Here is a 25,115-nt window from a genome sequence, read left to right on the forward strand (position 1 = left end):
GCTTGGAAATAAAAAAAGAACCAGCATAATGCCGGATCTTATTGATAAATATGGACAAATGGTTCGGTTTCATTCGCCTTGCGTACAATCAAGGCTTCTGGTCCGTCTACTGATGTAACACTTACCGTAACGGATAAATACTTAGGAAAATGTTCCATGACAAGTCCGGTGACATATTGAGCAAAGCCAATCCCTTCCGTTTTTCCATAGAATTGAATCGGGATATTAATATTCAAATCCTGCAGTTGATCTCCGATATAAAAGGCCCTTCCGATTACGCCATTATAATTAGGAAAGTACTCTTCCACATCCTGCTTAAAGTTTAAAAATGCAGTCAGGTCATCACGGTGTGCATTCTTTGCTTCGTTGGAGGGAAAAAGAAAGTACTTTTCATTTACCTTTTCCCAGCTGTTTAAGGTCGCACTGCCTTCGTCGATAGTGGCATAAGTAATGAAGTTACCAGGAACAACAGATGATTTGCTTGCCTGTTCAAACAGGGCAATCGTAATCGGAACATTCTTTAAGTTTTTCATGTTCCTCATGCGCTTTACTACTTCTGCTGCAATTTTCTTTCCTTCCCTGACGAGTTCTGAATGAGGAATTTTTTGCTCAAAGGTATCCCCGTCTGCTGTTTTTTTATAATAATAAACGGAATTTAAGGCAAGACCAATCGTAACACCACCGAGCGTTACATTCCCTTTATCATTTTTTATTAAATAGTCGTGCTCTAATATATGAGCTAAATAAATCGGCGAGCTCGGTTCACCTTTTTTACCTGTGTCAACAGGGTTTAGGCCGGTATTTTTGGCCTCTTTAATTTTCTTGTCTGTTAACTGTGCTTTTGTATATTTACGGTTTAACCAACGTCGTATTTCATCTTCCTTGATTTCCTGTCCTTCTCGAAATAAATATTTTTCCGTATCAAACGAATTTTGGGCAATTCGCATGAGGCCCATTTCAAACTCGTTTAAGTCATATCTTGTATTTATATTATTTACGACCAATCCGCGCGCTTCCCCTGGTTCAAACGGCAATATTGTCCGATAATAGCTGTCTGAAATATTATATTTTGGAATAATTGCCTTCCCTTTCACTTTCTCCTTTGTTTGCACCGTTTCATTTTGCTTCTCAAAATTTGGTGCACAGGCACTCAGCAAAAAGACAAGGGAGAGAGCGAGCAATGAGAATTTTCTCACGTTGATACACCTCTTATTTATTTAATTCAGCTAGGAGTTTCTCCTCGTCCCACACTTCAATTCCTAGTTCTTGTGCTTTGGTTAATTTAGATCCTGCATCCTCACCTGCAATAACCAGATGTGTCTTTTTGCTGACACTGCCAGCCACATTTCCACCAAGCGCTTCGATTTTATCCTTCGCTTCATTTCTGGATAATTGTTCGAGCTTTCCAGTGAGAACCACTGTCTTACCTGCAAAAATGGAATCAGACTCATCCGCAGCAACGGGCCTTGCACCCTTATATTCCATATTGACACCGGCTGCGGCTAATTCGTTGATTAACTCGACTGCTTCTTCTTTTTCAAAATAGGCAACAATCGAATCCGCCATTTTATCACCGATTTCATTAATGGCCAGTAAATCATCTTTAGATGCCTGTGCAAGTTTGTCCATTGTACCAAATTGCTGCGCGAGCGTCTTTGCAGCTTTGGCCCCTACATGACGAATCCCTAATCCAAATAAAAGTTTTTCTAGTGAATTTGCTTTTGAAATTTCGATCGCTTTGATTAGATTCGTTGCAGATTTCTCCCCCATTCTTTCAAGGGCTAACAGCTGTTCACGGGTCAGTTTATAAATGTCAGCAACATCTTCAACCAATTTTTCAGCAAAAAGCTGGCTAATTACTTTTTCACCAAGGCCATCGATGTTCATAGCGACTCTTGAAACAAAATGAATTAAGCCTTCCCGAAGTTGTGCCGGGCACTTAGGATTGATACAACGCAAGGCTACTTCGCCTTCCAAACGGACTAGTTCACTTTCACACTCCGGACAATGCGTTGGCATGTGGAATTCCACTTCTTCGCCCGTACGCTGATCTGCCAAGACATTGACCACCTCTGGTATAATATCGCCTGCTTTTTTAACAACGACTTTGTCACCTAGTTTAATATCTTTTTCACGGATTAAATCTTCGTTATGCAGAGAGGCACGTTGAACGGTTGTTCCTGCCACTTTAACAGGCTCAAGAATCGCCGTTGGAGTAATCACACCTGTTCTGCCTACACTTAACTCGATATTTAAAAGGGTAGTGACCACTTCTTCTGCAGGGAATTTATATGCAATTGCCCAACGCGGGCTTTTTGCAGTCGTTCCGAGTGCTGTTTGATGGGCATAGGAATCTACTTTAATAACAATCCCGTCTATTTCATAAGCAAGATGCGGACGCTTCTCCACCCAGCTGTTTACATATTCAATGACTTCATCAATGGAAGCACATTTTTTTCGCTCTTGATTGGTTTTAAACCCGAGACGATCTAGGTAATCTAGACCTTCGCTATGTGAATCGATTCCACTGCTTTCACTTATATTACCGATTCCATATAAAAAGACATCCAGCCTTCTAGATGCTGCTATTTTAGGATCCAGTTGTCTCAGCGACCCTGCCGCTGCGTTCCTTGGATTCGCAAACAACTCCTCACCGCGTTCTGCTCGCGCCTGATTCAAGGCCTCAAACGAACGTTTTGGCATAAAGGCTTCCCCGCGTACTTCCATGGACACATTTTCACGCAAACGCAGCGGGACAGACTTAATCGTTTTTATATTAGCCGTGATATCTTCACCAATGGTCCCATCTCCACGGGTTGCACCTTGGATAAAGACCCCATCCTCATACCGTAAAGAGACAGCAAGACCGTCTATTTTCAACTCACATACATAGGAAAAATCCTCACCGACCGCTTGACGTGTACGGCGGTCAAAATCCTTTAAGTCTTGTTCATTAAAGGCATTGCCGAGACTAAGCATTGGCGTACGGTGCTCGACTTTTTCAAACAAATCGAGTACGGCCCCGCCAACCCGTACTGACGGGGAATCGGCTGTTTTTAATTGTGGGAACTTTTCCTCAAGCTCCAATAACTCTTGCATTAATTGGTCATATTCAGCATCTGGTACGGAAGGTTTGTCTAACACATAATATTCATAGCCATAGTGGTTTAGCAGGCTGCTTATTTCTGCAATTCTCTTTTCTGCAGTTTGAAGGTCCATATATCCAGTCCTTTCTAAAAGGATTTTCATGAGCCGATCCCGAGCGGCTCATGAATTTTTCTCTAGGTATTTATGCTTTCGTAATCGGAGCAAATTTAGCTAACAGACGTTTGATTCCAACCGGACTCGGAAAAGCAATATCGAGTTCCGTTCCCTCCCCTTGTCCTTTTACACTGACAACGGTTCCTGTGCCCCATTTTCCGTGCTGGGCTTTATCGCCCACCTTCCAGCCGAGTTCCTCTCCTCCAGCAGACGCAGCGGAAACAGGCCGCATAACTGGTTTTCTTGCCGAAGCCGGTGTACTAAATGAGGTCTTCGGCATTCCGAATGAGGCGCTTCGCGCAGAACCAAATGATTTACCAGTTGATCCAAATGGCGAACTCAGCTTTTTCTCTGCCAGTTCAACTCCCTCGATCAGGTCCGCAGGGATTTCCTTAATAAAGCGGGAAGGCGGGTTCATGTTGGTCCGTCCAAATAATGTCCGCATTTGAGCATTGGTCAGGAACAGTGTTTGCTCCGCTCTAGTGATCCCTACATAGGCAAGACGGCGCTCCTCTTCCATTTCTACTTCTTCCATCAACGAACGGCTATGCGGGAAGACTCCTTCTTCCATTCCGATTAAGAAGACTACTGGGAATTCAAGACCTTTTGCCGAGTGAAGGGTCATCAGCGTAATCGAATCAACCTTTTCTTGGGTATCTTCATCAAGGGCATCAATATCAGCAACAAGGGCCAAATCAGTTAAAAAGGCGACTAGACTCTTGTCTTCACTTGCATCTTCAAAGCTTTTTGTTACTGACAATAATTCCTCAAGGTTTTCAAGACGGCTTTGTGCTTCCAGGGATTTTTCCGCCTTCAGCATTTCACGGTACCCTGTTTTATCTAGAACTTCTTCAACGAGTTCTGTAACAGAAAGATACTCTTGCATATTGGTATAATTACCAATCAAATCGCGAAATTCCCTAGCTGCCTTCGTGATTTTCGGACTTAGTCCTAACAGTTCAACGGACTCAAGCGCTTGATAAATCGATAAATCATGCATGTCAGCAAAATTGGCGATTTTATCGAGTGAGCTTGATCCTATTCCGCGTTTTGGCACATTGATAATTCTGCGTAAACTGATATCATCATCAGGATTCGAAATTAACCGTAAATAAGCAAGCATGTCCTTAATTTCTTTTCTGTCATAGAACTTTGTTCCGCCGACGATGGAGTATTCGATATTCGATTTAAGAAGGACTTCCTCCATCACACGGGATTGAGCATTCGTACGATAAAGAATGGCAATGTCGGTCAATTTGTGCTCATTATTCCGAGTTAATTCTTTAATTTTCCCAGCAACGAATTGCGCTTCACTCTGCTCGCTGTCGGCTCGGTAATAAACCAGTTTGTTTCCTTCTGGGTTTTCGGTCCAAAGATTCTTCGCTTTCCGGTTCAGGTTGTTTTCGATCACTTTGTTGGCTGCTAGAAGGATTCTTTTTGTGGAGCGGTAGTTCTGCTCTAGTAATATAACTGTTGCATTCGGATAGTCTTTTTCAAACGAAAGGATATTGGCAATATCCGCTCCGCGCCACCGATAAATGGATTGGTCTGAATCCCCGACCACGCATAAATTTTTAAAACGACTAGCCAGCTGCTTTACGAGCAGATACTGGGCTTTGTTCGTATCCTGATACTCATCAACATGGATATATTGAAATTTACGCTGGTAATATTCCAGAACATCCGGAACGCGTTTGAATAATTGAATCGTCATCATTATGAGGTCATCAAAGTCTAGTGCCTGATTTTTTCGCAATCTCTTTTGGTATTCTTCGTACACCTTAGCGACGACATCCTCAAAATAGCCTCCGCCTGCTTTCTTATATTCTTCCGGGTCAATCAACTCATTTTTAGCTGAACTGATTGATCCTAGAATCGCACGGGGATCAAATTTCTTCGGATCAATATTTTTTTCCTTTAGGATTGTCTTCACCACGGATTGCTGATCGGTAGAATCAAGAATCGTAAAATTCCGGTTGAAACCAATTCGGTCGATATCCCTGCGTAAAATTCTTACACACATCGAGTGAAAAGTGGAAATCCATATTTCTTCGGCAGCTCCGCCCATCATTTTTCCAATCCGTTCTCTCATCTCTCGAGCGGCTTTATTTGTAAATGTAATTGCCAAAATATTATAAGGATTCACCCGTTTTTCTACGATTAAATATCCAATTCGATGAGTAAGCACCCTAGTCTTGCCACTTCCGGCTCCAGCCATTAGTAACAGCGGCCCATCGGTTGTTTTCACAGCACTTTGCTGTTCTGGATTCAGTCCGTTTAATAGCTTATCACTTAAATATTGCATATTATCCACCACCAATACAAACATTTGTTCTTATTTTTATCATAACTTTTTTCAGCTATATAAGCAATGATCTATCGATTGACCTTTACGGTTTCTAGCGCTAGATCAAAATTTTCATAAATTACATTACCCACGACAATCACGTCTGCATGTTTGGCCATTTCTGCAGCCTGTTCAATCGTTGTTATTCCGCCTCCATAAAAAAGAACCGTCTTTTCAAGCGACTTTTTCACGTCAGCAATCAAGTTAACATCCCCATATTTGCCGCTATATTCGATATAAAAAATGGGCAGATGAAACATTTTTTCTGCCATAATGGCGTAGGCATTTACCTCTTCATTAGTTAAGTTGGCATTCGCATTTGTCAGTTTTGCAGCTTTGCAGTCATCGTTCAATATGCAATAACCTTCCATGACAATTTCTTCCCAATCCATAATCTCACCAAATTCACTAACTGCTTGATGGTGTAGTCCCGTAATCCATTTAGCATCCCTGCTATTTAATATGGTTGGAATAAAATAAAGGTCGAACCCTGGTGTAACTGTCTCAATTGTTGAAACCTCAAGGACACACGGCACTGAATATCTACGAATTCTCGCCATTAAATCGAGGACATTTTCAAGTGTAATCCCATCTGTCCCCCCTACAATTATTGCGTCCGTTCCAGACTCACAGATGATTTCTAGATGATCATCCGATAGTTCTTTATTTGGGTCGAGTTTGAACACATGCCGCCACTCGCGAAAATCATACATCAAAAAAATCCTCCCACACTCATCAATTCCATTACACCATTATAGCACTAGCCGAATCGATAAAAAAACAATACATTAAATCTAAATTTAACCAAATTAAAAAGCGGAAGCGCCTTGACCAGGGGCTTATGACCCGAGCCCCTGGCGCTGTAGCTAGATTCCAAAAAAGAAAAACCGAAGAGCATTCTCTCCGGCTTGTTTATTCTTGTTCAGTTTGTACTTTTTCATTTTTCACACGTTCTAGCACCATTTCGTAGGTATCATTTCCATAGTTTAAACACCGCTTTACCCTAGAAATGGTAGCTGTGCTTGCTCCAGTTTCTGTTTCAATTTTATGATACGTATTCCCTTCGCGAAGCATTCTTGCCACATCCAGACGCTGTGCTAATGATTGTATTTCATTTATCGTGCACAAATCATCAAAAAAACGATAGCATTCTTCTAGATCTTTTAATGAAAGAACTGCCTGAAATAACTGGTCAAGTTCTTTTCCACGTAATTTATTAATTTGCATTTTATTACTCCTTTAGTGTTGACTGTGTTTTAAATGTCTGTTGATTTTCACTCCAGGAGCTTCGCTTTCCGCAAAAATCAACATGTTTATAAAATTAGAAAAGTTCTTATATTTAGTTCTAATCAAGCGAGATGCTTTTCTCTAGACCTGGATTGGTTGGAATTACGTTGATCCATGTTTTTCCTTGTACCAGTGGAACATCTGCGCCATTTTTGACGGGAACAATTTCTCCGTTCTTATTCTTCCATTCCACTTGGTTAACCTTCCCCTTTTGCAGCAGATAGGCTTTGCCGCCAGACTCAAGATCAATTTCCCTACGCCCATACGAATCGATAAATCGATGCTTAGCTTCAACAATAAAGATATTATCCACTAACACAGGCTCTTTTGTTTCTAAATCGATCGTTTGCTCATCTCCTGAAAACCGCTTATATTTGCCAGTGGCTGCATCAAATTCAAACTTGGAGTTAGAAATGCCGCCATTTGAATATTTAATTTTCACAGATTTTGCATCGGAACCTGTGATATTCTTCAATTCATCCTCTGTCAAAAAAGTAAATGGGGCTGGACCTTTTTCCATGGAATATTTCTTCTGCTTTGCACCTTTTAAAATATTTTCATACGTAATATAGGAATTATGAGGTGCTTTACGGGTCTTCGAACGTTTAAAGAGCGTACCGTCATAGACGATTCCATTTAGGTTATCAATATAGTTCCTATTAAGGAGTTTCTTTGCCTCCGGGCTATATCCATGAGCAATGTAGAGAGCGTTAAGTCCCTTGGCCAAGAAAATATAATAGTCCCTCGCACTCCTTACAGGGCCGATATTCTTAGGTTTTTCACTCTGAAAGACAGCTAGGAAGCGTGTAATATCCCCTTCTGCAAGAATTTCATATATAAGATCTGCTTTGGTTAGACCTGATTGCGGTCTTGCTTTTGGGTGATTATTAATCATAACAGCTACAGCTCTTGTATCAGTACTTGTTTCAGATCCTACCCCGGTTAATGGATAGGAATAGGGGGCAACTGGTTTCTCTTCTGGCTGCTCTTTTTCTGTTTCTGTTTGTGTCACTGTTTTTTCCTTCTCAACAGGTTTCTTTTCCTTTTCCTTATTACTACATCCAGAAAGTAGTAACAGGAAAACTAACATGAAAACAGTCCATTTTTTCATTTTCATGAACACCCCTATTTACTTTCTTTTCACTTTCACACTTTAACCCTTTACTCACTTACAGTTTAACGCATTATTGACGGAAAGAGTACTGTTTTATTCATTACATCGTACATTCCCTGTGGAGTAATCCGAATGTACGGCAAATGTGTCGCAGAAAAGAAGGCAAGACTATAAATAGGATCAGAAAATCCATAGCCCCGCTCTCTTAACTCAATCAGCAGCTGCTTTTCTTGGCAGATTAACTCTTCAATCGGAACGTTTGACATAATTCCATGTAAAGTTAATGGCAGCTCGCAAACTACGTGACTATTCTCAACCATCACAATACCGCCGCCTAATTCTTTTATTCTATTAAAAGCATGAAGCATATCTTGTTTATTTTTACCTATTAAAATAATATCCCCTGTGTTGGAATAGGAACTTGCCAAAGCCGATAAATTGTTAGCAAATCCTTTTAATAAAGTATTAATTCTCCACTTCCCATTTCGGTCCATCAAGGTAAAATAGCATTCATCATGATTCGATGATAATTCATCTCCTGAAGCATCGATTGAAATCGAATAGGGCTTTGTGATGACCGCATTTTCCATCTTGATTCCAAAGGGCATTGAAAATTGCAAATCATCTAACGTCAAGTCCCAATCCACTTCCAATGGTTTTAGTCCATATTCGTCCCATGTAATTGGAGGATAGGCATCCAAAATTGAATTTCCATCCCTTTTCACCCATTTCCCTTTTGCGAGAACGGATTTAGGTGTTGGATCCTCAATACTCGTTAAAAAGTTAATATTGGCCACCCGGCCAGTCGCAATTGTACCATGGAGATGCTCAATCTTGTAATATCGAGCAATATTAACCGTGGCCATATTATAGGCATCAATGACTGGAACACCTTTTTCAATGGCAATACGAATCGTCATATCGGTGACTCCCTGCTCGTAAAAAGTCGAGGAAGCACCGTCTGTATTTAGCATTAATCGATCATAAGCATCAATACCCATACGCTTCATATCGTCTAATATATTTGGTAAATCCGGTCGAATCGAGGAATGCCTTAAGGACACCATATACCCCTGCATTAAGCGATTGTATACCTCTTCACCCGTCATCGCTTCGTGGTCACTGTCTGCCCCAAGCAGCATCATTTTTGCCAATGTTTTTTCCGAAGCTCCAGGGAAATGTCCTTCAATTTGCTTGCGCATCCGTTTCGCTTCTTGAATCCAATGGAGCATCATATCATCGCCATCAAGCAGTTTCGGCCAGCCTGTCAATTCCCCGCCCTGCAGGACCGCATCGTGCTCGAGCCATGATTTAACATTACTATGTGAAAAGATTTCTTCTTCATTCAAAATTTCAGTTTGAGAATCAAAACGGCTCCACCAAAACATCGTTGTTGGAATTGAACGAAGATCCTTCAGTAATGAAAACGCTTTCGTTTTATTTAAATGTAAAATAAGAGCCATATTATCATTGATTAATGTTGTCGTCCCAAACTGGGATGCATATGCTGCAAGCGTTAGGGGATTATATAATTGAAACGGATGAGCGTGTGGTTCGATATAACCGGGAACAAGAATCTCATTGGTACAATCGATGATTTCACAGTTATCAAGTTGAGCTGGTAAGTTTTCGCCCACATAAATAATCCGATCTTCATATATCCAAATATTTGCTCTCAACCACTTTCGAAACGTCTGATTTAAGTACAAGGCGTTTTTCAATAAAATGGTTGGAGACGCTTTTCCATCTAAAATGGAAACATGCATGCGTAAGTGTTTATTTTTCCAGCGGTAGCGTTGTTCTAGCATACGTCTTCCTCCCTTTTCAAAAAACTTTCTAATCTATATAAGAATAAGTTGAATTAACACTAAAGAAAGCCCTTACAAAAAATTCTTTAGATACTATACTATCATATTTTGCTGTTTAACGCATTAAAGAATTGCTAAGAATGGTAAATATTTTGTGAAGGAGTGAACAAAATGAATGTGAGACCAAATATTAGTATTATTAATGCTTTAATTCGTATCACCCTTGGATTAACAATTCTTTCTTGGACTACCTCCAAGCTTGTCAAACACCCTTGGCGCGATTCTTATTTATTTGTTGCTATGTGCGGGGCTATGAAGGTGGCGGAAGGAATTGTCCGTTTTTGTCCCCTTACTGCCTTATTTGAAAAATGCCAATGCATGATTTCTGAGCATGATCAGGCAATGGATTCAATGGATGGGATGGAAGGATTAACTAGCCAAAATGGCGATGAAATGTTGCCTTATAATCCAACTTAAAGTGAATTAGCGGTTATTCTAAAGGGCTGACCCTCAGTGGTCAGCCCTTCATAGGAGTTGAGTATTCATGTTTTGGGAGTATCTAACGGATATGTCGTTCATTTTAATTGCCATAATTGGCAGCATCGTGGCACTTCTTTATACTTTTATCCGGCGAACTAGTAAAAGACGAGCTCGTTAACTCTTCACGGGGTGAATTGCTTTTGCCCCGATATCTTTTCTATAAAAAACATCCTGTGACGTTAACTTTTCAAGTTCATGATACACTTTTTCACGTGCTTCCACTAAGCTTTCAGCCTTAGCCCCAACTAGAAGCACCCTGCCTCCTGCAGTTACAAACTCACCTTCTTCATTTCTGGCGGTTCCAGCATGAAAAGTAAACACCTCAGCGGAATTGAAATCAGTCAATCCAGTTAGCACTGCCCCTTTTTCATAAGCCTCAGGGTACCCTTTTGCAGCAACTACTGTACCAATCATTGTTTGCTCATCCCATTCTAAAACCGGTGTTTTACCAGCTAATAATTCTAAGATGACTTGAACAAGATCCGATTTTAATCTAGGTAAAACAACTTGTGTTTCTGGGTCACCAAAACGAGCATTAAATTCAATTACCTTTGGCCCAGATGTAGTTTTGATCAAGCCGGCATAAAGGACTCCACAAAAACTTCTTCCTTCTTCGACCATCGCTTTAGCTGCGGGAAGAAGGACCGTTTCAACCGCCGTTTGAATCGTTTCCGCACCTATCTGAGGAACAGGGGAATAGGCTCCCATTCCGCCTGTATTTGGACCAAGGTCCCCATCATAGGCCCGTTTGTGGTCCTGAGCAATTTCAAGTGGAACGACTACTTCTCCATTTACAAATGCCATCAATGAAAATTCTTCACCTGCTAAAAACTCTTCAATTACCACCCGAGAAGAGGCAGCCCCAAATTTTGCATCAACGAGCATTTCCTCTATGCTCGAAAGCGCTTCTTCTTTCGTAAGCGCAACCGTGACACCTTTCCCCGCTGCCAATCCGTCTGCCTTAATGACAATCGGTGCCCCTTTTTCTTCGATATAGTTACGGGCTTCCTCATAGTTAGTGAACACAGCATAGTCAGCGGTAGGAATTTGATATTTCTCCATTAGTTCTTTCGCAAATGACTTACTGCCTTCAATCTCGGCTGCGTTAGCACGCGGACCGAATACAGCCAAACCAGCTGCTTCAAATTTGTCGGCCAAACCTTCAAGCAAAGGAACTTCAGGTCCAATAATCGTCAAGCCGACACGGTTTTCCTTGGCAAATTGAAGCAGTAATTCATGTGCTGACTCTTCAATTGAGACAAGCTCCGCTACATCGGTCATTCCGACATTCCCCGGTGCAACAAATACTTTTTCTACATTCACACTTTCACTTACTTTTCGGCAAATTGCATGTTCTCTACCGCCGCGGCCGATAATCAGTACGTTCATTCGAAAGCCCTCCAACCAATTAATGTTTGAAATGTCTTACGCCCGTAAATACCATGGCGATTCCATATTCATCTGCTTTTTTAATTGAATCTGCATCACGGATTGATCCGCCTGGTTGAATAATTGCTGTAATACCAGCTTTTGCTGCTGCTTCAACGGTATCGTCCATTGGGAAAAAGGCGTCGGATGCAAGGGCTGCTCCCTCTGCTTTTGAACCGGCTTGCTTAAGGGCAATTTCCGCTGCTCCTACTCGGTTCATTTGCCCTGCGCCAATCCCAATTGTCATATCCTCTGCCGTCACAACAATAGCATTGGATTTCACATGTTTAACAACCTTCCAGCCAAGTTTTAATGCTGCCCATTCCGCATCTGTTGGTTGTCGTTTTGTTGCGATCGTAACATTCGCGTCTTCCAACGTGTAACGGTCCTGCTCTTGAACAAGCAATCCGCCTTCTATTGTAGTCATTTTAAACTCAGGTTTTTTGGCATCATTAAATGGAATAGTTAACAGGCGAAGGTTCTTTTTCGCTGTTAAAATCGTTAACGCTTCTTCCGAGAAAGATGGTGCAATAATAATTTCTAGGAAAATTTCATGAAGCTTTGCAGCTGTTTCGGCATCCACTTCCCGGTTAAAGGCAATAATTCCGCCAAAAATTGAAACAGGATCGGCCTCAAATGCTTTTGTGAATGCTTCAAATCCAGTTTCACCTGTTCCGACACCGCATGGATTCATATGCTTTACAGCTACTGCAGCTGGGTCTGAAAACTCTTTAACAATCTGCAGAGCTGCATCCGCATCATTAATATTGTTATAGGAAAGTTCTTTTCCATGAAGCTGAACCGCATTGGCGATCGAGAACGTCGAACCAAGTGGCTTCTTGTAAAAAGCAGCTTTTTGATGTGGATTTTCTCCGTAACGGAGTGTCTGCTTAAGGTCATAAGTAACCGTTAAGGTTTCAGGTGTCTCTTCTTGTGCTAGGTTTGTCATGTATTCAGCAATCAATGCATCATAAGCGGCTGTATGACGGAATACCTTAGCTGCCAGCTTTCTTCTTGTTTCTAGTGTGGTTGCACCATCTGCTTTTAACTCCTCAATAACCGTTGCGTAATCGGCAGGATCAACGACAACTGTTAAATATTGATGGTTTTTAGCTGAAGCGCGCAGCATTGATGGGCCGCCAATATCAATGTTCTCAATCGCATCTGCTTCCGTTACATCTGGTTTAGCGATGGTTTGCTGGAAAGGATAAAGATTGACGCAAACTAGCTGTATAGGCTGAATTCCGTGCTCGTCCAGCTGTTTTAAATGATCAGGATTGTCATGCTTAGAAAGCAGGCCGCCATGGATAAATGGATTTAACGTTTTTACACGGCCTTCTAAAATTTCCGGAAAACCTGTTACATCACTAACACTCATTACAGGAATTCCCTGCTCTTGAAGAGCTTTTTTTGTACCACCGGTTGAGATTAGTTCAAACCCTAGGCTGACTAGTTCTCTCGCAAAGTCAGTAATTCCATTTTTATCAGAAACACTAATTAACGCGCGCTTTTGTGTCATTGATTACATCTCCTTGTGTCAATAGCATTTGAAGTATGGATGGATAAAGCTTATGTTCGCTTTTCTGGATTTTTTGCTGCAGACTCTCTCTTGTCTCATTTTCTTCAATACGAACCCGTTCCTGAACGATAATGGGACCTGTATCCATTCCCTCATCAACAAAATGGATAGTAATTCCGCTCCACTTCACTTGAGCGGCCAATGCCTGCCCGATTGCATCCTTCCCTGGAAAGGCTGGAAGCAGGGATGGGTGGACATTGACGATTCTTCCCTTATACTCGGCTAACAATTTAGGACCAATCAAACGCATGTATCCGGCTAGGACAATGAATTCTACACCATAGGACTTTAATTGAGCTAAAATTTCTTCTTCATAATGTTCTTTACTAGGATAATCCTTTGCGCTAAAAATAAAACTTGGAATTTTCTCTGTTTTGGCTCTTTCGATTGCATAAGCGCCCGGTTTGTCACAAACTAAAAGAGAAATGTCTGCATCAAGGTCGCCCGACTCGACTACATCAATAATCGCTTGAAAATTACTTCCGCTCCCTGATGCAAACACCGCGATCTTTTTCATAGGCGGCCACCCTGAGCTTTGATGTTGATTCCTTGATTACTGGTAACAATGCCAATTTCGCAGGCAGTTTCCCCAGATTGTCTAAAGTGTTCTAACACTTCAGCTGCATCTTCACGATTTACAGCAATTACCATACCAATACCCATGTTAAAAATATTATACATCTCTTGGTAATCAATTTGTCCATGGGAAGAGATTAGTTTAAAAATGGGTGGAATCTCCCAGCTTTTTTCATACAGCTCGGCTCCTAGACCTTCTGGTAACATCCGAGGAATATTTTCAATAAACCCGCCGCCTGTAATATGAGCCATTCCCTTTAACTGGAACTTTTTCAATGCGGACAAAATCGGTTTTACATAAATTTTTGTAGGCTTGAGTAACTCTTCTCCTAATGTACAGCCAAGCTCATCGACGAAATCTAATAACGACCAGTCATTAAACACTTTTCGTACCAATGAATAACCGTTGCTGTGAATGCCGCTTGAGGCTAAGCCAATCAGGACATCACCTTCTTGAATAGTTTCACCCGTGATAAGCTGTGATTTCTCACAAGCACCAACCGTAAATCCGGCAAGGTCATACTCATTTTCACTATATAATCCAGGCATTTCCGCTGTTTCACCGCCAATGAGTGCACAACCAGCCTGCTCACATCCGTCCGCAATCCCTTTAACGATTGCCTCAATTTTTTCAGGCTGTGCTTTACCACAGGCAATATAATCTAGAAAGAACAAAGGCTCTGCGCCTTGAACGACAATATCATTGACACACATGGCGACCGCATCGATCCCAATCGTATCATGCTGATCCATCCAAAAAGCAATCATTAGTTTCGTGCCCACCCCATCGGTGCCTGACACCAAAACAGGTTCTTTTAATTGCAGTGCGGATAAGTCAAACATACCGCCAAATCCGCCTAGGCTGCCAAGGACGCCAGCCCGGGCTGTTTTTTGAACATGCTTTTTCATTCTCTCTACCGCTTCATAGCCGGCTTCGATATTAACTCCTGCTTGTTTATATGCATTTGCCACGCTGCTCGCTCCTTCCTACTTCTGATAATAATATTGGAGTGTATCTGGATAAATTTCCGTTGGATAATTCCCTGTGAAACAGCCTAGGCAATAGCCATTCGTGCCTTCTTGGCCTAAGGCATGCATCATGCCCTCCACACTGATAAAGGTTAATGAATCCGCACCAATAAGTTCTCTTATTTCCTCGACACTTTTATCAGAGGCAATTAATTCTTCTTTTGTTGATGTATCTATCCCATAAAAACATGGATTCTTAATAGGCGGGGAGCTGATAACCACATGTACTTCTGTCGCCCCTGCTTCTTTCAAAAGATTAACAATTCTTCTACTCGTCGTCCCGCGTACGATTGAGTCATCAACCATGATCACTCGTTTCCCTTCCACAACTCCACGAACAGCTGAGAGTTTCATCTTAACCCCTTGCTCCCGTAACGATTGAGAAGGTTGAATGAAGGTTCTACCGACATAACGGTTTTTGATTAAGCCCATTTCATAAGGAATTCCTGCTTCTTCAGCATAGCCAATCGCCGCTGAAATACTTGAATCAGGAACACCCGTAACAACATCGGCTTCGATTGGTACTTCTATTGCTAATCTTTTACCCATATTTTTGCGGGCGGTGTGGACATTGATTCCTTGAATATTGCTGTCCGGTCTTGAGAAATAAATATATTCCATCGTACAAATCGCTTTTGTTGAACTTACCGCAAATTGTTCAGACACTAGCCCCTGATCATTGATTATTAATAGTTCTCCTGGTCGAATATCGCGAATATATTCCGCACCCACGACATCAAAGGCACAGGTTTCCGAAGCAACAACATAGGCATCACCTAGGGAACCAAGTGAAAGAGGTCTTAATCCGTGCGGATCTAATGCCACCATTAATTCGTTTTCAGTCATAATCAGGTATGCATAGGCGCCTTTTAACATAGAAAGCGCGTTTTTAGCACGGTCTTTTGAATCAGTGTAGCCGCTTCTTTTCATTAGATGTGCTAAAACCTCGGTATCTGAGCTTGTTTGAAAAATGCTCCCTTGAGCTTCCAACTGATGTTTTAATGAATTAACATTCACTAAGTTTCCATTATGGGCCAGCGCAAGGCTGCCAGTTTGTGAATGGAACAAGAGCGGCTGAACATTCTCATAACCGCCGCCTCCTGCCGTTGCATAACGAACGTGACCGATGGCTGATGTGCCTGTCAGTTCCTTCATCGCTTCCGTGGTAAAGATCTCAGCAACTAACCCTTCACCTTTTACCCCTTTAAGCTGTTTGCCATCTGAGACCACAATTCCGGTCCCTTCCTGGCCGCGATGCTGCAGGCTGTGAAGTCCGTAATAGGTTAACTGGGCTGCATCCTGGTGCCCCCAGACACCAAAGATGCCACACTCTTCATTTAATCCCTTGATTTCAGGTAACATGGGATCGCCCCTTTCCAGGCCGCTTTTAATTCTTCAATCGAAGCTTCAAGTACAGTTGACTCACCATTTGTAATCTGCAGTTTTGCTGTCTCGTTCACTGTTCCAATTTGTACTGCATCTACTAAACTTTCAAACTCATCTTTATGTTCAGGTTTAACAGTCAATAAGAAACGAGATTGTGTTTCACTGAATAAAGCTGAAACTGAATTTCCAGCGATGGTTACTTCTGCACCAAGTTGTTCATTTGTGAATAGACATTCAGCTACCGCAACGGCTAAACCGCCTTCTGATAAATCATGCGCGGATTCTACTACTCCAGCACGAATCGCAGCAAGAACCTGGTTTTGTCTCTCTTTTTCGATTGTTACATTTAATTCAGGGGCTTTACCGAATACTTTTCCGTTCAGAAGCTTTTGCAGCTCACTGCCGCCAAATTCGTCCTTCGTTTCCCCTACTAAATAAATAAGGTCACCGTTCTGTTTGAAGTGCTGTGTTGTAATATGATCAAGATCCGTTACTAAACCAACCATTCCTACTACAGGTGTTGGATAGATCGCTGTGCCGCTAGTTTCGTTATATAAAGAAACGTTTCCGCCGATAACTGGTGTCTCAAGGACGCGGCAGGCTTCGCTCATGCCATCGGCAGCTTTTTCAATCTGCCAGAACACCTCAGGCTTTTCTGGGTTACCGAAATTTAGGTTATCTGTAATCGCTAAAGGCTCTGCACCAGAACATACAATATTACGCGCAGCTTCAGCTACGGCGATTTTCCCGCCTACTTCAGGATCCAAATAGACATAACGTGAATTACAATCCGTTGTCATTGCCAGTGCTTTTCGTGTGCCGCGGATTCTTACAACCGCTGCATCAGAACCTGGTGAAACGACCGTGTTTGTACGCACCATATAGTCATACTGCTCATAAACCCATTCCTTGCTCGCCACCGTTGACTGGCTTAACAGACTTACTAACGTTCCTTTTAAATCGTCCACCTGAGGAACTTCATTTTCCATCGCTTGGAATTCAGCGTAATAGCTTGGTTCTTTTGATGGCTTATGGTAAACTGGTGCTTCTTCCGCTAGGGCATCAGCTGGAACATCCGCCACGATTTCTCCTTTATGGAAAAGGCGCATCTGTTTATCGCTAGTAACCGTTCCAATCCCTACAGCCTCAAGACCGTATTTTTCAAAAAGCTCAACGATTTCTTGTTCTCTACCCTTTTTAACAACGATAAGCATCCGTTCTTGGGACTCAGACAGCATCATTTCGTAGGCAGTCATGCCTGTTTCACGCTGTGGCACCAAGTCCAAATTCATCTCAATACCCATTCCAGCTTTGCTGGCCATTTCTGCAGATGAACTAATAAGTCCGGCTGCACCCATATCTTGAATACCAACGAGGGCATCACAATGAATCAGTTCTAAGCAAGCTTCTAACAACAGCTTCTCCATGAATGGATCGCCAACCTGAACCGCTGGACGGTCTTCGCTTGATTGCTCTGTCAATTCTTCAGAAGCGAATGTTGCACCATGGATACCGTCACGGCCGGTTTTTGCCCCCACATACATCACCGTATTTCCTTCACCATGTGCCTGCCCTTTTTTGATGTCTTTATGGTCTATTAACCCAACGCACATCGCATTAACTAGAGGATTTCCATCATAGCAAGGATCGAACTGGATTTCGCCGCCAACCGTCGGAATACCAATACAGTTTCCATAGCCGGCGATACCAGCAACAACCTCTTTGAATAAATAGCGTACGCGGGCAGAATCTAGTTCACCGAAACGCAGTGAGTTCAACATGGCAATTGGACGTGCTCCCATCGAGAAAACATCACGGATAATTCCGCCTACACCTGTTGCTGCGCCTTGATAAGGCTCAATTGCGGATGGATGGTTATGACTCTCAATTTTAAAAACAACCGCCTGCTCATCACCGATATCAACGATACCAGCACCTTCCCCTGGCCCTTGAAGAACCTTTTCACCTGTAATCGGGAATTTTTTTAGGATAGGCTTTGAATTTTTATAGCTGCAGTGTTCCGACCACATAACCGAGAAAAGACCTGTTTCGGTATAGTTTGGTGTGCGGCCAAGAATGTTTTCAATCATTGCAAATTCTTCATCGGACAAACCCATTTGCTGATATATTTTTTCTGCTTTGATCTGAGTAGGATTTGGTTCAAGCGTTGACAACATGTGCTTCCCTCCAAGCTTTTACAATCGATTGGAACATCTTTAAACCATCGGCGCTGCCTAGTAATTCATCTACGGCTCTTTCCGGGTGTGGCATCATTCCAAGGACATTTCCTTTTTCATTGGTAATTCCTGCGATATCTGCAAGACTTCCGTTCGGGTTCTGGTTATAAGTAAAGACAATTTGATTATTTTGTTTCAGCTTCGCAAGAGTTTCCTCGTCACAATAGTAATTTCCTTCACCATGGGCGACAGGGATGACAATTGATTCGCCTTTGCTGTATTCAGTCGTAAACATCGACTGATTGTTTTCTACCTTCAACTCCACTGGCTTGCAAATAAACGATAGGCTTTCATTTCGTCTCATTGCACCTGGCAGTAAGCCTGCTTCGAGCAGAATTTGAAATCCGTTACAAACGCCAAGAACCGGCTTTCCTGCTTCTGCTGCTTTAATGACTTCCTTCATGACATTACTAAATCTAGCAATAGCCCCCGTACGCAAATAGTCACCATAGGAGAAACCGCCTGGAAGCAGAATTCCATCAAATTCTTCTAAACTCTCAGAATCATGCCAAACATATTCAACCTGCTCTCCGAGTTCATCTTGAATGGCATGGAACATATCAATGTCACAATTCGATCCAGGGAAGACGATTACTGCAAATTTCACAGTGTAACACACTCCTCTACTTCGTAACGGTAGTCTTCGATAACCGGATTAGCTAAAAGGTTTGAACAGATCTCATTGATCACTTCATTAATATCGCGCTCGGATTTTTCAATTGTTAATTCCATATATTTACCGATTCGGACATCGGCTACTTCCTTATAGTTCAAAGAGTGTAAAGAGTTGGTTACAGCTTTTCCTTGCGGGTCTAAAACACTTTCTCTTAATGTGACAAATACCTTTACTTTATACATGCTGACGTCCTCCCAATCTCGCTAAAATATTTTCATAAGCATCTGTTAAGCTTCCTAAATCACGTCGGAATACATCCTTGTCGAGCTTTTCATTTGTTTCTTTATCCCACAGCCTGCAGGTGTCAGGCGAGATTTCATCGGCTAATAATATTGTGCCTTCAGCGTCTTTACCAAACTCAAGTTTGAAATCGATGAGACGTATGCCAAGGTCATTGAAAAAGCTTGATAAAACTGTATTAATTTGGAGTGCCTTTTCTCGTAAAATTGCTGTCTCCTGAGTAGTTGCCACTTGCAATTCAAGGATGTGATCAATTGTTAGGAGTGGATCACCTAGTTCGTCGTTTTTCAGGTAAAACTCGACGATTGGAGTTGATAACTGACGTCCCTCTTCAATTCCCAATCGCTTTGCAAGGCTTCCTGCCGCAATATTTCGTACAACTACTTCAAGTGGAATGATCGATACTTTTTTCACTAGTTGTTCCGTTTCAGAAACACGCTCGATAAAGTGAGACTCAATTCCCTGTTCTTTAAGTTTTAAAAATAACAAACTAGTAATCTCGTTATTTAAACGCCCTTTTCCAGTTATATCAGCCTTCTTTTCTCCGTTAAAGGCCGTTGCTGAATCCTTATACTCAACCAAAACAATCTGTTCATCGTCTGTTGCGTAAATTCGTTTTGCTTTTCCTTCGTATAAAGGTTTTTTCATGGGAAACGCCTCCTATTTTGCAATATTGGGAATCTTCAGGATAGTTAAGGTGTCAGAAGCCCTAAATAAGTGAACTATTTTTTTGAGAATGACTATTGGCTTTCTAACTGATCCATTATTATCGAGTTTGGCAGCCAATAACCCTTATTGGCCACCATAACTCTGCCTTTTTTGCTTGCTCGGTCGTCAATAGACCTTATTCATTCAACCCTAAGCGATCAAAAATCGTATCTACATGTTGCAGATGGTAGTTATAATTAAAGCAATCAGCAATTTCAGCTTCTGATAGCAGTGAAGTAATCTTTTCCTCTGATTCAATCAAGCTGCGGAAAGGAACTTGCTTTTCCCATGCTTCCATCGCTTTTGGCTGAACAGTATCATACGCTTCTTCACGAGATAAACCTTTATCAATTAACGCAAGTAATACACGTTGAGAATAAATTAAGCCAAGTGTCCGGTCCATATTACGCTTCATATTCTCTGGGTAAACCGTCAAGTTCTTCACGATATTACCAAAACGATTCAGCATATAATTCAAACCAATCGTTGCATCAGGCAGGATGATCCGTTCCGCTGATGAATGTGAAATATCACGCTCATGCCAAAGCGGTACATTTTCATAGGCAGTAAGCATATATCCTCGGATTACACGTGCAATTCCCGTCATATTCTCGGAACCAATCGGATTCCGCTTATGAGGCATTGCTGAGGATCCTTTCTGACCTTTTGCGAAGAATTCCTCTACTTCACGAGTTTCACTCTTCTGCAGCCCGCGAACCTCCACTGCAAACTTCTCAATGGAAGTAGCAATCAACGCAATCGTTGACATATAGTGGGCATGACGGTCACGCTGTAAAGTCTGCGTAGAGATTGGTGCTCTTTGCAGTCCTAATTTTTCACAAACATACTGTTCCACAAACGGATTAATATTTGCATAAGTACCAACCGCACCAGAGATTTTTCCAAACTCGATTCCTTCTGCTGCCTGCTTAAATCGCTCTAGGTTCCGTTTCATTTCTTCATACCATAGAGCAAGCTTTAAGCCAAAAGTTGTCGGCTCAGCATGGACCCCATGCGTCCGTCCCATCATGACAGTAAGCTTATGTTCAATTGCTTTATTTCTTAAAATCTCAATGAAGTTTTCCAAGTCCTTTTGTAAAATCGCATTGGCCTGCTTTAGGATATAAGATAGGGCCGTATCAACAACATCCGTTGACGTTAATCCGTAATGCACCCACTTCTTCTCTTCTCCTAATGTTTCAGATACCGCGCGGGTAAAAGCAACTACATCGTGCCGTGTTTCTTCTTCAATCTCTTTAATGCGGTCAATATTGAAGGAAGCATTTTCGCGTAATTTCTTCACATCTTCCTTTGGGATGTCACCTAGTTCTGCCCATGCTTCACAGGCTAGTATTTCAACCTCAAGCCAAGCATTAAAACGGTTTTCCTCTGTCCAAATTGCTCCCATTTCCGGTCGTGTATAACGATCAATCATGTTTTATCCCCCGATCTTTTCTTTTACTGGTTTCCAGATGCTGCTCTCGTTCATTTCTGCAAGGGCCGCCTCGACACTTTCGCGCAAAATAGTCACATGGCCCATTTTCCGCTTGATTTTCGCCTCTTTTTTTCCATATAAATGAATCTTCCAGTCATTCAAGGACGGAATTTCCTTATACAGTTGTTCAAGATGCTCTCCTAATAGGTTGACCATAACAGCCGGTTTTAATAGCCCCGTTCTTCCTAACGGCCAATTACAAATGGCTCGGATATGCTGCTCGAACTGTGACGTTTCGCAAGCCTCGATGGAGAAGTGCCCAGAATTATGCGGTCGTGGTGCTAATTCATTAATATAAATGGTTCCATTACTAGTCAAGAACATCTCAACAGCCAGCGTCCCGACTAATTGTAACGAATCAGCCAGCTTATTTGCCAGTTGAACAGCTTCACTTTGTAAAACTTCTGAAATTCTAGCTGGAACAATCGTTGTATCTAAAATATTATCTTTATGAATGTTTTCAGCCACTGGTAAAAATGTTGTTTCACCATCAAGCTTGCGTGTTACAATCACTGAAATTTCTTTTTCAAAAGGAATCCACTTTTCTAATACACAGGCACCGTGTTTTAAAAGGGGTTCACCCTTAGATAAATCCTGCTGGTCCCGAATCACAAGTTGACCTTTTCCATCATATCCGCCTCTTGCCGTTTTCAAGACAGCCGGATATCCGATCGTATTTATCTTTAATAATAATTCCTCAATGTTATTAATCACTTCATATGGAGCAACCTCCACACCCGCTTGTTGGATTGCTGCCTTTTCCTTAATCCTGTCCTGCGTGATGGTTAATAACCGTGGACCTTGCGGGACATTTGCCTGATTACATAGCCACTCAAGTGTATCTGCATCAATGTTTTCAAATTCATAGGTTATGACATCACTAACTTCCGCTAATTTACTAATAGCTTGGCGATCATCATAGGCACCAATGACCTCAATATCTGCAACCTGTCCACACGGAGAGTCTGTCGTTGGTTCTAATACCGCAATCCGAAAGCCTTGAGCCTTTGCTGCTAGAGCCATCATTCTGCCAAGTTGACCGCCGCCGATAATTCCAATCGTTGATCCTGGTAAAATCGTTTGGTTAGACAAGTTGATCACTACTTTCTAGTACTTCTTGTTTAGTGGCTTCTCTTCTTGCTGCTAATTTTCCAGCTAATTCAGTGTCACCCGTTGCTAAGATTTGTGCTGCTAGTAAACCAGCATTCGTTGCACCTGCTTTGCCTATTGCCACAGTTGCTACGGGTACACCACCTGGCATTTGGACGATAGACAGTAATGAATCTAACCCCTTTAAGGCCTGTGTTTGGACAGGAACCCCGATTACTGGCAAAGTGGTTTGGGCTGCTACCATCCCAGGAAGATGGGCCGCTCCGCCAGCTCCGGCAATAATCACCTTCAAACCTCTTTCTCTGGCCTCCTTTGCATATGTAAACATCAAATCAGGTGTCCGATGAGCAGATACCACCTTTTTTTCATAAGCAATTTCTAACTGGTCGAGAATCTCACACGTATGTTTCATTGTTTCCCAATCCGATTTACTTCCCATGATTACTCCAACAAGAATGGACATCGAAAATCCCCCTTTTTTTTCCAAAATAAAAACCCGAACAAATAGCTTCTCATGTAAGAGAAAGCCATTTGTTCGGGCATAGTGGCAGTGGATACCAAATTAAGGTTCCTGCCCTTAATTATACCGAACATATTGACTTTCCCTCATAGTCCAATAATTTACGGTTATTGGGTAGAAACTTATGGGCCATATTCCCATGGATATACGAGGGTAAAGATAAATTGTTATTGATTAATTCACTTCTATATCTTACAATCATCTTCGGTAGGTGTCAACCAATAAATCGAACATTATTTTTAAATACCACCATAATGTTCGTGTTTTACTCTATTAAAGTGCCCTCGAAGATAATTTGGCGGGCAATTGGTTCATAAATAGTCTCATTGCCTTTTTTTATTTCTTGAAAAATCGGCTTTTCCGTTCGTCGTACAGGCGTATAGCCCAACTGTTTCATTCTATTCAAGCAGTCCTCAATATTTTCATTTGATTGTACCTCAAATTGCATTTTCTTTTTACCCATTACCATTAAGTACCTCTCTTTCCACTGTTATTTTCCCTCTTTTAAAAAAACATCGTCAACTGGCTTTACTAACATTGTGTCCTCTGCCAATTTTATTTCATAATCAAAAAGTGTTTGAGCTATAATCCTCCTCGCTTCTTTTGCTGCATCCCAGTATAGAGTATCATCAACAAGGCCTGTAACCGTATATTCAATCCCTCGGTATCCTGAATTGATAGTGGTCATCCCATATACTTGGAATGGTTCTATTGGACAATTAGCGAGGTCTAACTTTAAACATGCTTCGTGCAGCACATTGATTTTTTCACAGGCGATCTCAAGAATTTCAAACACCCTTTCAGGATTTTCCCGATAGCTTACCACTATTCTTTCAATCACCCGCATTTCTTCAATATTGTAGTTATGAATCTGTTTTATTTCACCATTGCTGATCGTTAAAACCTTGCCGGTCCATTCTCGAATCTTTAGGAATCTTAGTCCTATATCAACAACTGTCCCATTGAAGGTATTATTGATGGTGATGAAGTCACCTTTATGCAGCTGCTTTTCATAAATCAAGAAAATACCTGATAGAATATCCTTAATGATGCTTTGCGCTCCAAACCCAAGGATTACCCCGAGTATACCTGCTCCAGCCAAAATTCTTCCAAAATTACTAACGTATTGAGATATGGCAAAAAAGATGAAACAGAGAGTTGCCGTATATTTGGTTAAAGAGCGAATCATACTTTCAATCGTCTGCTCTATCCGTTCTTCAATGAAATCGGTTTTTAGAAAAAAATTATGAACAGTTTTATTTATGATAAAAACAATGATCCTTGCAATAATAGCTGCTAAAAAAATGCTTGTCAGTTTATAGTGATGAAGTAAATCCATCCAATCCATTAAACCACCCACTTGTCTTCCAATCATACCTAGTGTTAGTGTTTGCAATATTTGATGTTAAAAACTATCGGTGGAAAAATAATTTAATTTAAACCAAAAAAGAACAACCTTTTCAGGTTGTCCTTAATGTGCCTGGCAACGTCCTACTCTCACAGGGACGCGTGTCCCAACTACCATCGGCGCTGAGAAGCTTAACTTCCGTGTTCGGTATGGGAACGGGTGTGACCTTCTCGCCATTGCTGCCAGACTATTTAATTGAGGAATCATTCCCTCAAAACTAGATAATGCAGAAGAAGTTTTTTGTAAACTTGAGTTCACCTATATAATTGTCTAGCTCCAGCGTCCAGCAACTAGTGTCCTTCGGTCTTTTCCCTACGATAAGTCAACATCGAATCGCTATCGCTCTTCGTGTTTCCTTTATCTCAG

At 41.6% G+C, this 25,115-nt stretch carries 23 protein-coding genes, 1 rRNA gene and 1 riboswitch; of the genes, 2 read left to right on the forward strand and 22 right to left on the reverse strand.

The window, feature by feature from the left end; translation table 11 throughout:
- Positions 1-38: 38 nt before the first annotated feature.
- The 7 genes from M3610_RS25555 to M3610_RS25585 form a co-directional block, all read right to left on the reverse strand.
- Positions 39-1,196: a CamS family sex pheromone protein gene (locus M3610_RS25555; protein WP_251463350.1), complete on the reverse strand. Its 1,158-nt coding sequence runs from the start codon at positions 1,194-1,196 to the stop codon at positions 39-41.
- Between the two features lie 13 nt (positions 1,197-1,209).
- Positions 1,210-3,219 carry an NAD-dependent DNA ligase LigA gene (ligA, locus tag M3610_RS25560; protein WP_251463359.1) on the reverse strand — a complete coding sequence of 670 codons (2,010 nt, stop codon included), beginning with the start codon at positions 3,217-3,219 and terminating at the stop codon, positions 1,210-1,212.
- A 70-nt stretch (positions 3,220-3,289) separates the two neighbouring features.
- Complete coding sequence (pcrA, locus tag M3610_RS25565) at positions 3,290-5,566, reverse strand: DNA helicase PcrA (RefSeq protein ID WP_251463351.1); 2,277 nt, start codon at positions 5,564-5,566, stop codon at positions 3,290-3,292.
- Positions 5,567-5,637: 71 nt separating this feature from the next.
- Positions 5,638-6,321 (reverse strand): heptaprenylglyceryl phosphate synthase, encoded by a 684-nt coding sequence (gene pcrB / locus M3610_RS25570; protein WP_098571076.1) that lies wholly within the window; start codon positions 6,319-6,321, stop codon positions 5,638-5,640.
- 199 nt (positions 6,322-6,520) lie between these two features.
- Positions 6,521-6,835 (reverse strand): YerC/YecD family TrpR-related protein, encoded by a 315-nt coding sequence (locus tag M3610_RS25575; protein WP_098571077.1) that lies wholly within the window; start codon positions 6,833-6,835, stop codon positions 6,521-6,523.
- Positions 6,836-6,953: 118 nt separating this feature from the next.
- Complete coding sequence (locus tag M3610_RS25580) at positions 6,954-8,006, reverse strand: DUF3048 domain-containing protein (protein WP_098571108.1); 1,053 nt, start codon at positions 8,004-8,006, stop codon at positions 6,954-6,956.
- 65 nt (positions 8,007-8,071) lie between these two features.
- Positions 8,072-9,817: an adenine deaminase C-terminal domain-containing protein gene (locus M3610_RS25585; RefSeq protein ID WP_251463352.1), complete on the reverse strand. Its 1,746-nt coding sequence runs from the start codon at positions 9,815-9,817 to the stop codon at positions 8,072-8,074.
- Between the two features lie 171 nt (positions 9,818-9,988).
- On the opposite strand from M3610_RS25585, the gene M3610_RS25590 reads away from it, so the two are divergent.
- Both M3610_RS25590 and M3610_RS28540 read left to right on the forward strand, forming a co-directional pair.
- Entirely contained in the window at positions 9,989-10,294 is a 306-nt protein-coding gene (locus M3610_RS25590) for a YgaP family membrane protein (RefSeq protein ID WP_098571079.1), read from the forward strand.
- Positions 10,295-10,361: 67 nt separating this feature from the next.
- Positions 10,362-10,475: an EYxxD motif small membrane protein gene (locus M3610_RS28540; RefSeq protein WP_373561643.1), complete on the forward strand. Its 114-nt coding sequence runs from the start codon at positions 10,362-10,364 to the stop codon at positions 10,473-10,475.
- Here the strand turns inward: M3610_RS28540 and purD are convergent.
- The 15 genes from purD to rrf all read right to left on the reverse strand — a co-directional run bounded on the left by purD (position 10,472) and on the right by rrf (position 24,936).
- Positions 10,472-11,746 carry a phosphoribosylamine--glycine ligase gene (gene purD / locus M3610_RS25595; RefSeq protein ID WP_251463353.1) on the reverse strand — a complete coding sequence of 425 codons (1,275 nt, stop codon included), beginning with the start codon at positions 11,744-11,746 and terminating at the stop codon, positions 10,472-10,474. The genes M3610_RS28540 and purD overlap by 4 nt on opposite strands.
- 19 nt (positions 11,747-11,765) lie before the next feature.
- The gene (gene purH, locus M3610_RS25600) at positions 11,766-13,304 is read right to left on the reverse strand and encodes a bifunctional phosphoribosylaminoimidazolecarboxamide formyltransferase/IMP cyclohydrolase (RefSeq protein WP_251463354.1); all 1,539 of its coding nucleotides are present in this window, start codon (positions 13,302-13,304) and stop codon (positions 11,766-11,768) included.
- Entirely contained in the window at positions 13,279-13,881 is a 603-nt protein-coding gene (gene purN, locus M3610_RS25605; RefSeq protein ID WP_251463355.1) for a phosphoribosylglycinamide formyltransferase, read from the reverse strand. Before purN ends, purH begins: the two co-directional genes overlap by 26 nt.
- Positions 13,878-14,912: a phosphoribosylformylglycinamidine cyclo-ligase gene (purM, locus tag M3610_RS25610; RefSeq protein ID WP_251463356.1), complete on the reverse strand. Its 1,035-nt coding sequence runs from the start codon at positions 14,910-14,912 to the stop codon at positions 13,878-13,880. The genes purN and purM overlap by 4 nt, the downstream gene beginning before the upstream one ends.
- A 15-nt stretch (positions 14,913-14,927) precedes the next feature.
- Positions 14,928-16,331, reverse strand: a complete 1,404-nt coding sequence (purF, locus tag M3610_RS25615; protein WP_098571084.1) for an amidophosphoribosyltransferase — start codon at positions 16,329-16,331, stop codon at positions 14,928-14,930.
- Positions 16,307-18,532, reverse strand: a complete 2,226-nt coding sequence (gene purL / locus M3610_RS25620) for a phosphoribosylformylglycinamidine synthase subunit PurL (protein ID WP_098571085.1) — start codon at positions 18,530-18,532, stop codon at positions 16,307-16,309. Before purL ends, purF begins: the two co-directional genes overlap by 25 nt.
- On the reverse strand, positions 18,516-19,199 hold the full coding sequence (gene purQ / locus M3610_RS25625) for a phosphoribosylformylglycinamidine synthase subunit PurQ (protein ID WP_098571086.1): 684 nt from the start codon (positions 19,197-19,199) through the stop codon (positions 18,516-18,518). The genes purL and purQ overlap by 17 nt, the downstream gene beginning before the upstream one ends.
- Positions 19,196-19,450: a phosphoribosylformylglycinamidine synthase subunit PurS gene (purS, locus tag M3610_RS25630; RefSeq protein WP_098571087.1), complete on the reverse strand. Its 255-nt coding sequence runs from the start codon at positions 19,448-19,450 to the stop codon at positions 19,196-19,198. Before purS ends, purQ begins: the two co-directional genes overlap by 4 nt.
- Positions 19,443-20,156, reverse strand: a complete 714-nt coding sequence (purC, locus tag M3610_RS25635; protein ID WP_098571088.1) for a phosphoribosylaminoimidazolesuccinocarboxamide synthase — start codon at positions 20,154-20,156, stop codon at positions 19,443-19,445. The genes purS and purC overlap by 8 nt, the downstream gene beginning before the upstream one ends.
- A 196-nt stretch (positions 20,157-20,352) precedes the next feature.
- Positions 20,353-21,651 carry an adenylosuccinate lyase gene (gene purB, locus M3610_RS25640; RefSeq protein WP_098571089.1) on the reverse strand — a complete coding sequence of 433 codons (1,299 nt, stop codon included), beginning with the start codon at positions 21,649-21,651 and terminating at the stop codon, positions 20,353-20,355.
- Between the two features lie 3 nt (positions 21,652-21,654).
- Positions 21,655-22,803 carry a 5-(carboxyamino)imidazole ribonucleotide synthase gene (gene purK, locus M3610_RS25645; protein ID WP_098571090.1) on the reverse strand — a complete coding sequence of 383 codons (1,149 nt, stop codon included), beginning with the start codon at positions 22,801-22,803 and terminating at the stop codon, positions 21,655-21,657.
- Complete coding sequence (gene purE, locus M3610_RS25650) at positions 22,796-23,284, reverse strand: 5-(carboxyamino)imidazole ribonucleotide mutase (protein ID WP_251463357.1); 489 nt, start codon at positions 23,282-23,284, stop codon at positions 22,796-22,798. Before purE ends, purK begins: the two co-directional genes overlap by 8 nt.
- Positions 23,285-23,410: 126 nt before the next feature.
- A riboswitch (purine riboswitch) is annotated at positions 23,411-23,512 on the reverse strand.
- 94 nt (positions 23,513-23,606) lie between these two features.
- Positions 23,607-23,804, reverse strand: a complete 198-nt coding sequence (locus M3610_RS25655; protein ID WP_373561645.1) for an NETI motif-containing protein — start codon at positions 23,802-23,804, stop codon at positions 23,607-23,609.
- Between the two features lie 27 nt (positions 23,805-23,831).
- A complete protein-coding gene (locus tag M3610_RS25660) occupies positions 23,832-24,689 on the reverse strand; it encodes a mechanosensitive ion channel family protein (RefSeq protein ID WP_251463358.1) in 858 nt (285 codons plus the stop codon).
- Between the two features lie 130 nt (positions 24,690-24,819).
- A 5S ribosomal RNA gene (gene rrf / locus M3610_RS25665) occupies positions 24,820-24,936 on the reverse strand.
- Positions 24,937-25,115: the final 179 nt, after the last annotated feature.

Source organism: Neobacillus sp. MER 74 (assembly GCF_023714155.1).

Excerpts from the sequence above, each read along its gene's own strand:
- M3610_RS28540 (WP_373561643.1), top strand. The coding sequence starts at position 10,362 with ATGTTTTGGGAGTATCTAACGGATATGTCGTTCATTTTAATTGCCATA.
- purB (WP_098571089.1), bottom strand. The coding sequence starts at position 21,651 with ATGATTGATCGTTATACACGACCGGAAATGGGAGCAATTTGGACAGAG.
- pcrA (WP_251463351.1), bottom strand. The coding sequence starts at position 5,566 with ATGCAATATTTAAGTGATAAGCTATTAAACGGACTGAATCCAGAACAG.
- purD (WP_251463353.1), bottom strand. The coding sequence starts at position 11,746 with ATGAACGTACTGATTATCGGCCGCGGCGGTAGAGAACATGCAATTTGC.
- M3610_RS25580 (WP_098571108.1), bottom strand. The coding sequence starts at position 8,006 with ATGAAAAAATGGACTGTTTTCATGTTAGTTTTCCTGTTACTACTTTCT.
- purF (WP_098571084.1), bottom strand. The coding sequence starts at position 16,331 with ATGTTACCTGAAATCAAGGGATTAAATGAAGAGTGTGGCATCTTTGGT.
- M3610_RS25585 (WP_251463352.1), bottom strand. The coding sequence starts at position 9,817 with ATGCTAGAACAACGCTACCGCTGGAAAAATAAACACTTACGCATGCAT.
- purH (WP_251463354.1), bottom strand. The coding sequence starts at position 13,304 with ATGACACAAAAGCGCGCGTTAATTAGTGTTTCTGATAAAAATGGAATT.
- purC (WP_098571088.1), bottom strand. The coding sequence starts at position 20,156 with ATGAAAAAACCTTTATACGAAGGAAAAGCAAAACGAATTTACGCAACA.
- purS (WP_098571087.1), bottom strand. The coding sequence starts at position 19,450 with ATGTATAAAGTAAAGGTATTTGTCACATTAAGAGAAAGTGTTTTAGAC.
- purL (WP_098571085.1), bottom strand. The coding sequence starts at position 18,532 with ATGTTGTCAACGCTTGAACCAAATCCTACTCAGATCAAAGCAGAAAAA.
- M3610_RS25590 (WP_098571079.1), top strand. The coding sequence starts at position 9,989 with ATGAATGTGAGACCAAATATTAGTATTATTAATGCTTTAATTCGTATC.
- pcrB (WP_098571076.1), bottom strand. The coding sequence starts at position 6,321 with ATGTATGATTTTCGCGAGTGGCGGCATGTGTTCAAACTCGACCCAAAT.
- ligA (WP_251463359.1), bottom strand. The coding sequence starts at position 3,219 with ATGGACCTTCAAACTGCAGAAAAGAGAATTGCAGAAATAAGCAGCCTG.
- M3610_RS25660 (WP_251463358.1), bottom strand. The coding sequence starts at position 24,689 with ATGGATTGGATGGATTTACTTCATCACTATAAACTGACAAGCATTTTT.
- purE (WP_251463357.1), bottom strand. The coding sequence starts at position 23,284 with ATGTCCATTCTTGTTGGAGTAATCATGGGAAGTAAATCGGATTGGGAA.
- M3610_RS25575 (WP_098571077.1), bottom strand. The coding sequence starts at position 6,835 with ATGCAAATTAATAAATTACGTGGAAAAGAACTTGACCAGTTATTTCAG.
- M3610_RS25655 (WP_373561645.1), bottom strand. The coding sequence starts at position 23,804 with ATGGGTAAAAAGAAAATGCAATTTGAGGTACAATCAAATGAAAATATT.
- purN (WP_251463355.1), bottom strand. The coding sequence starts at position 13,881 with ATGAAAAAGATCGCGGTGTTTGCATCAGGGAGCGGAAGTAATTTTCAA.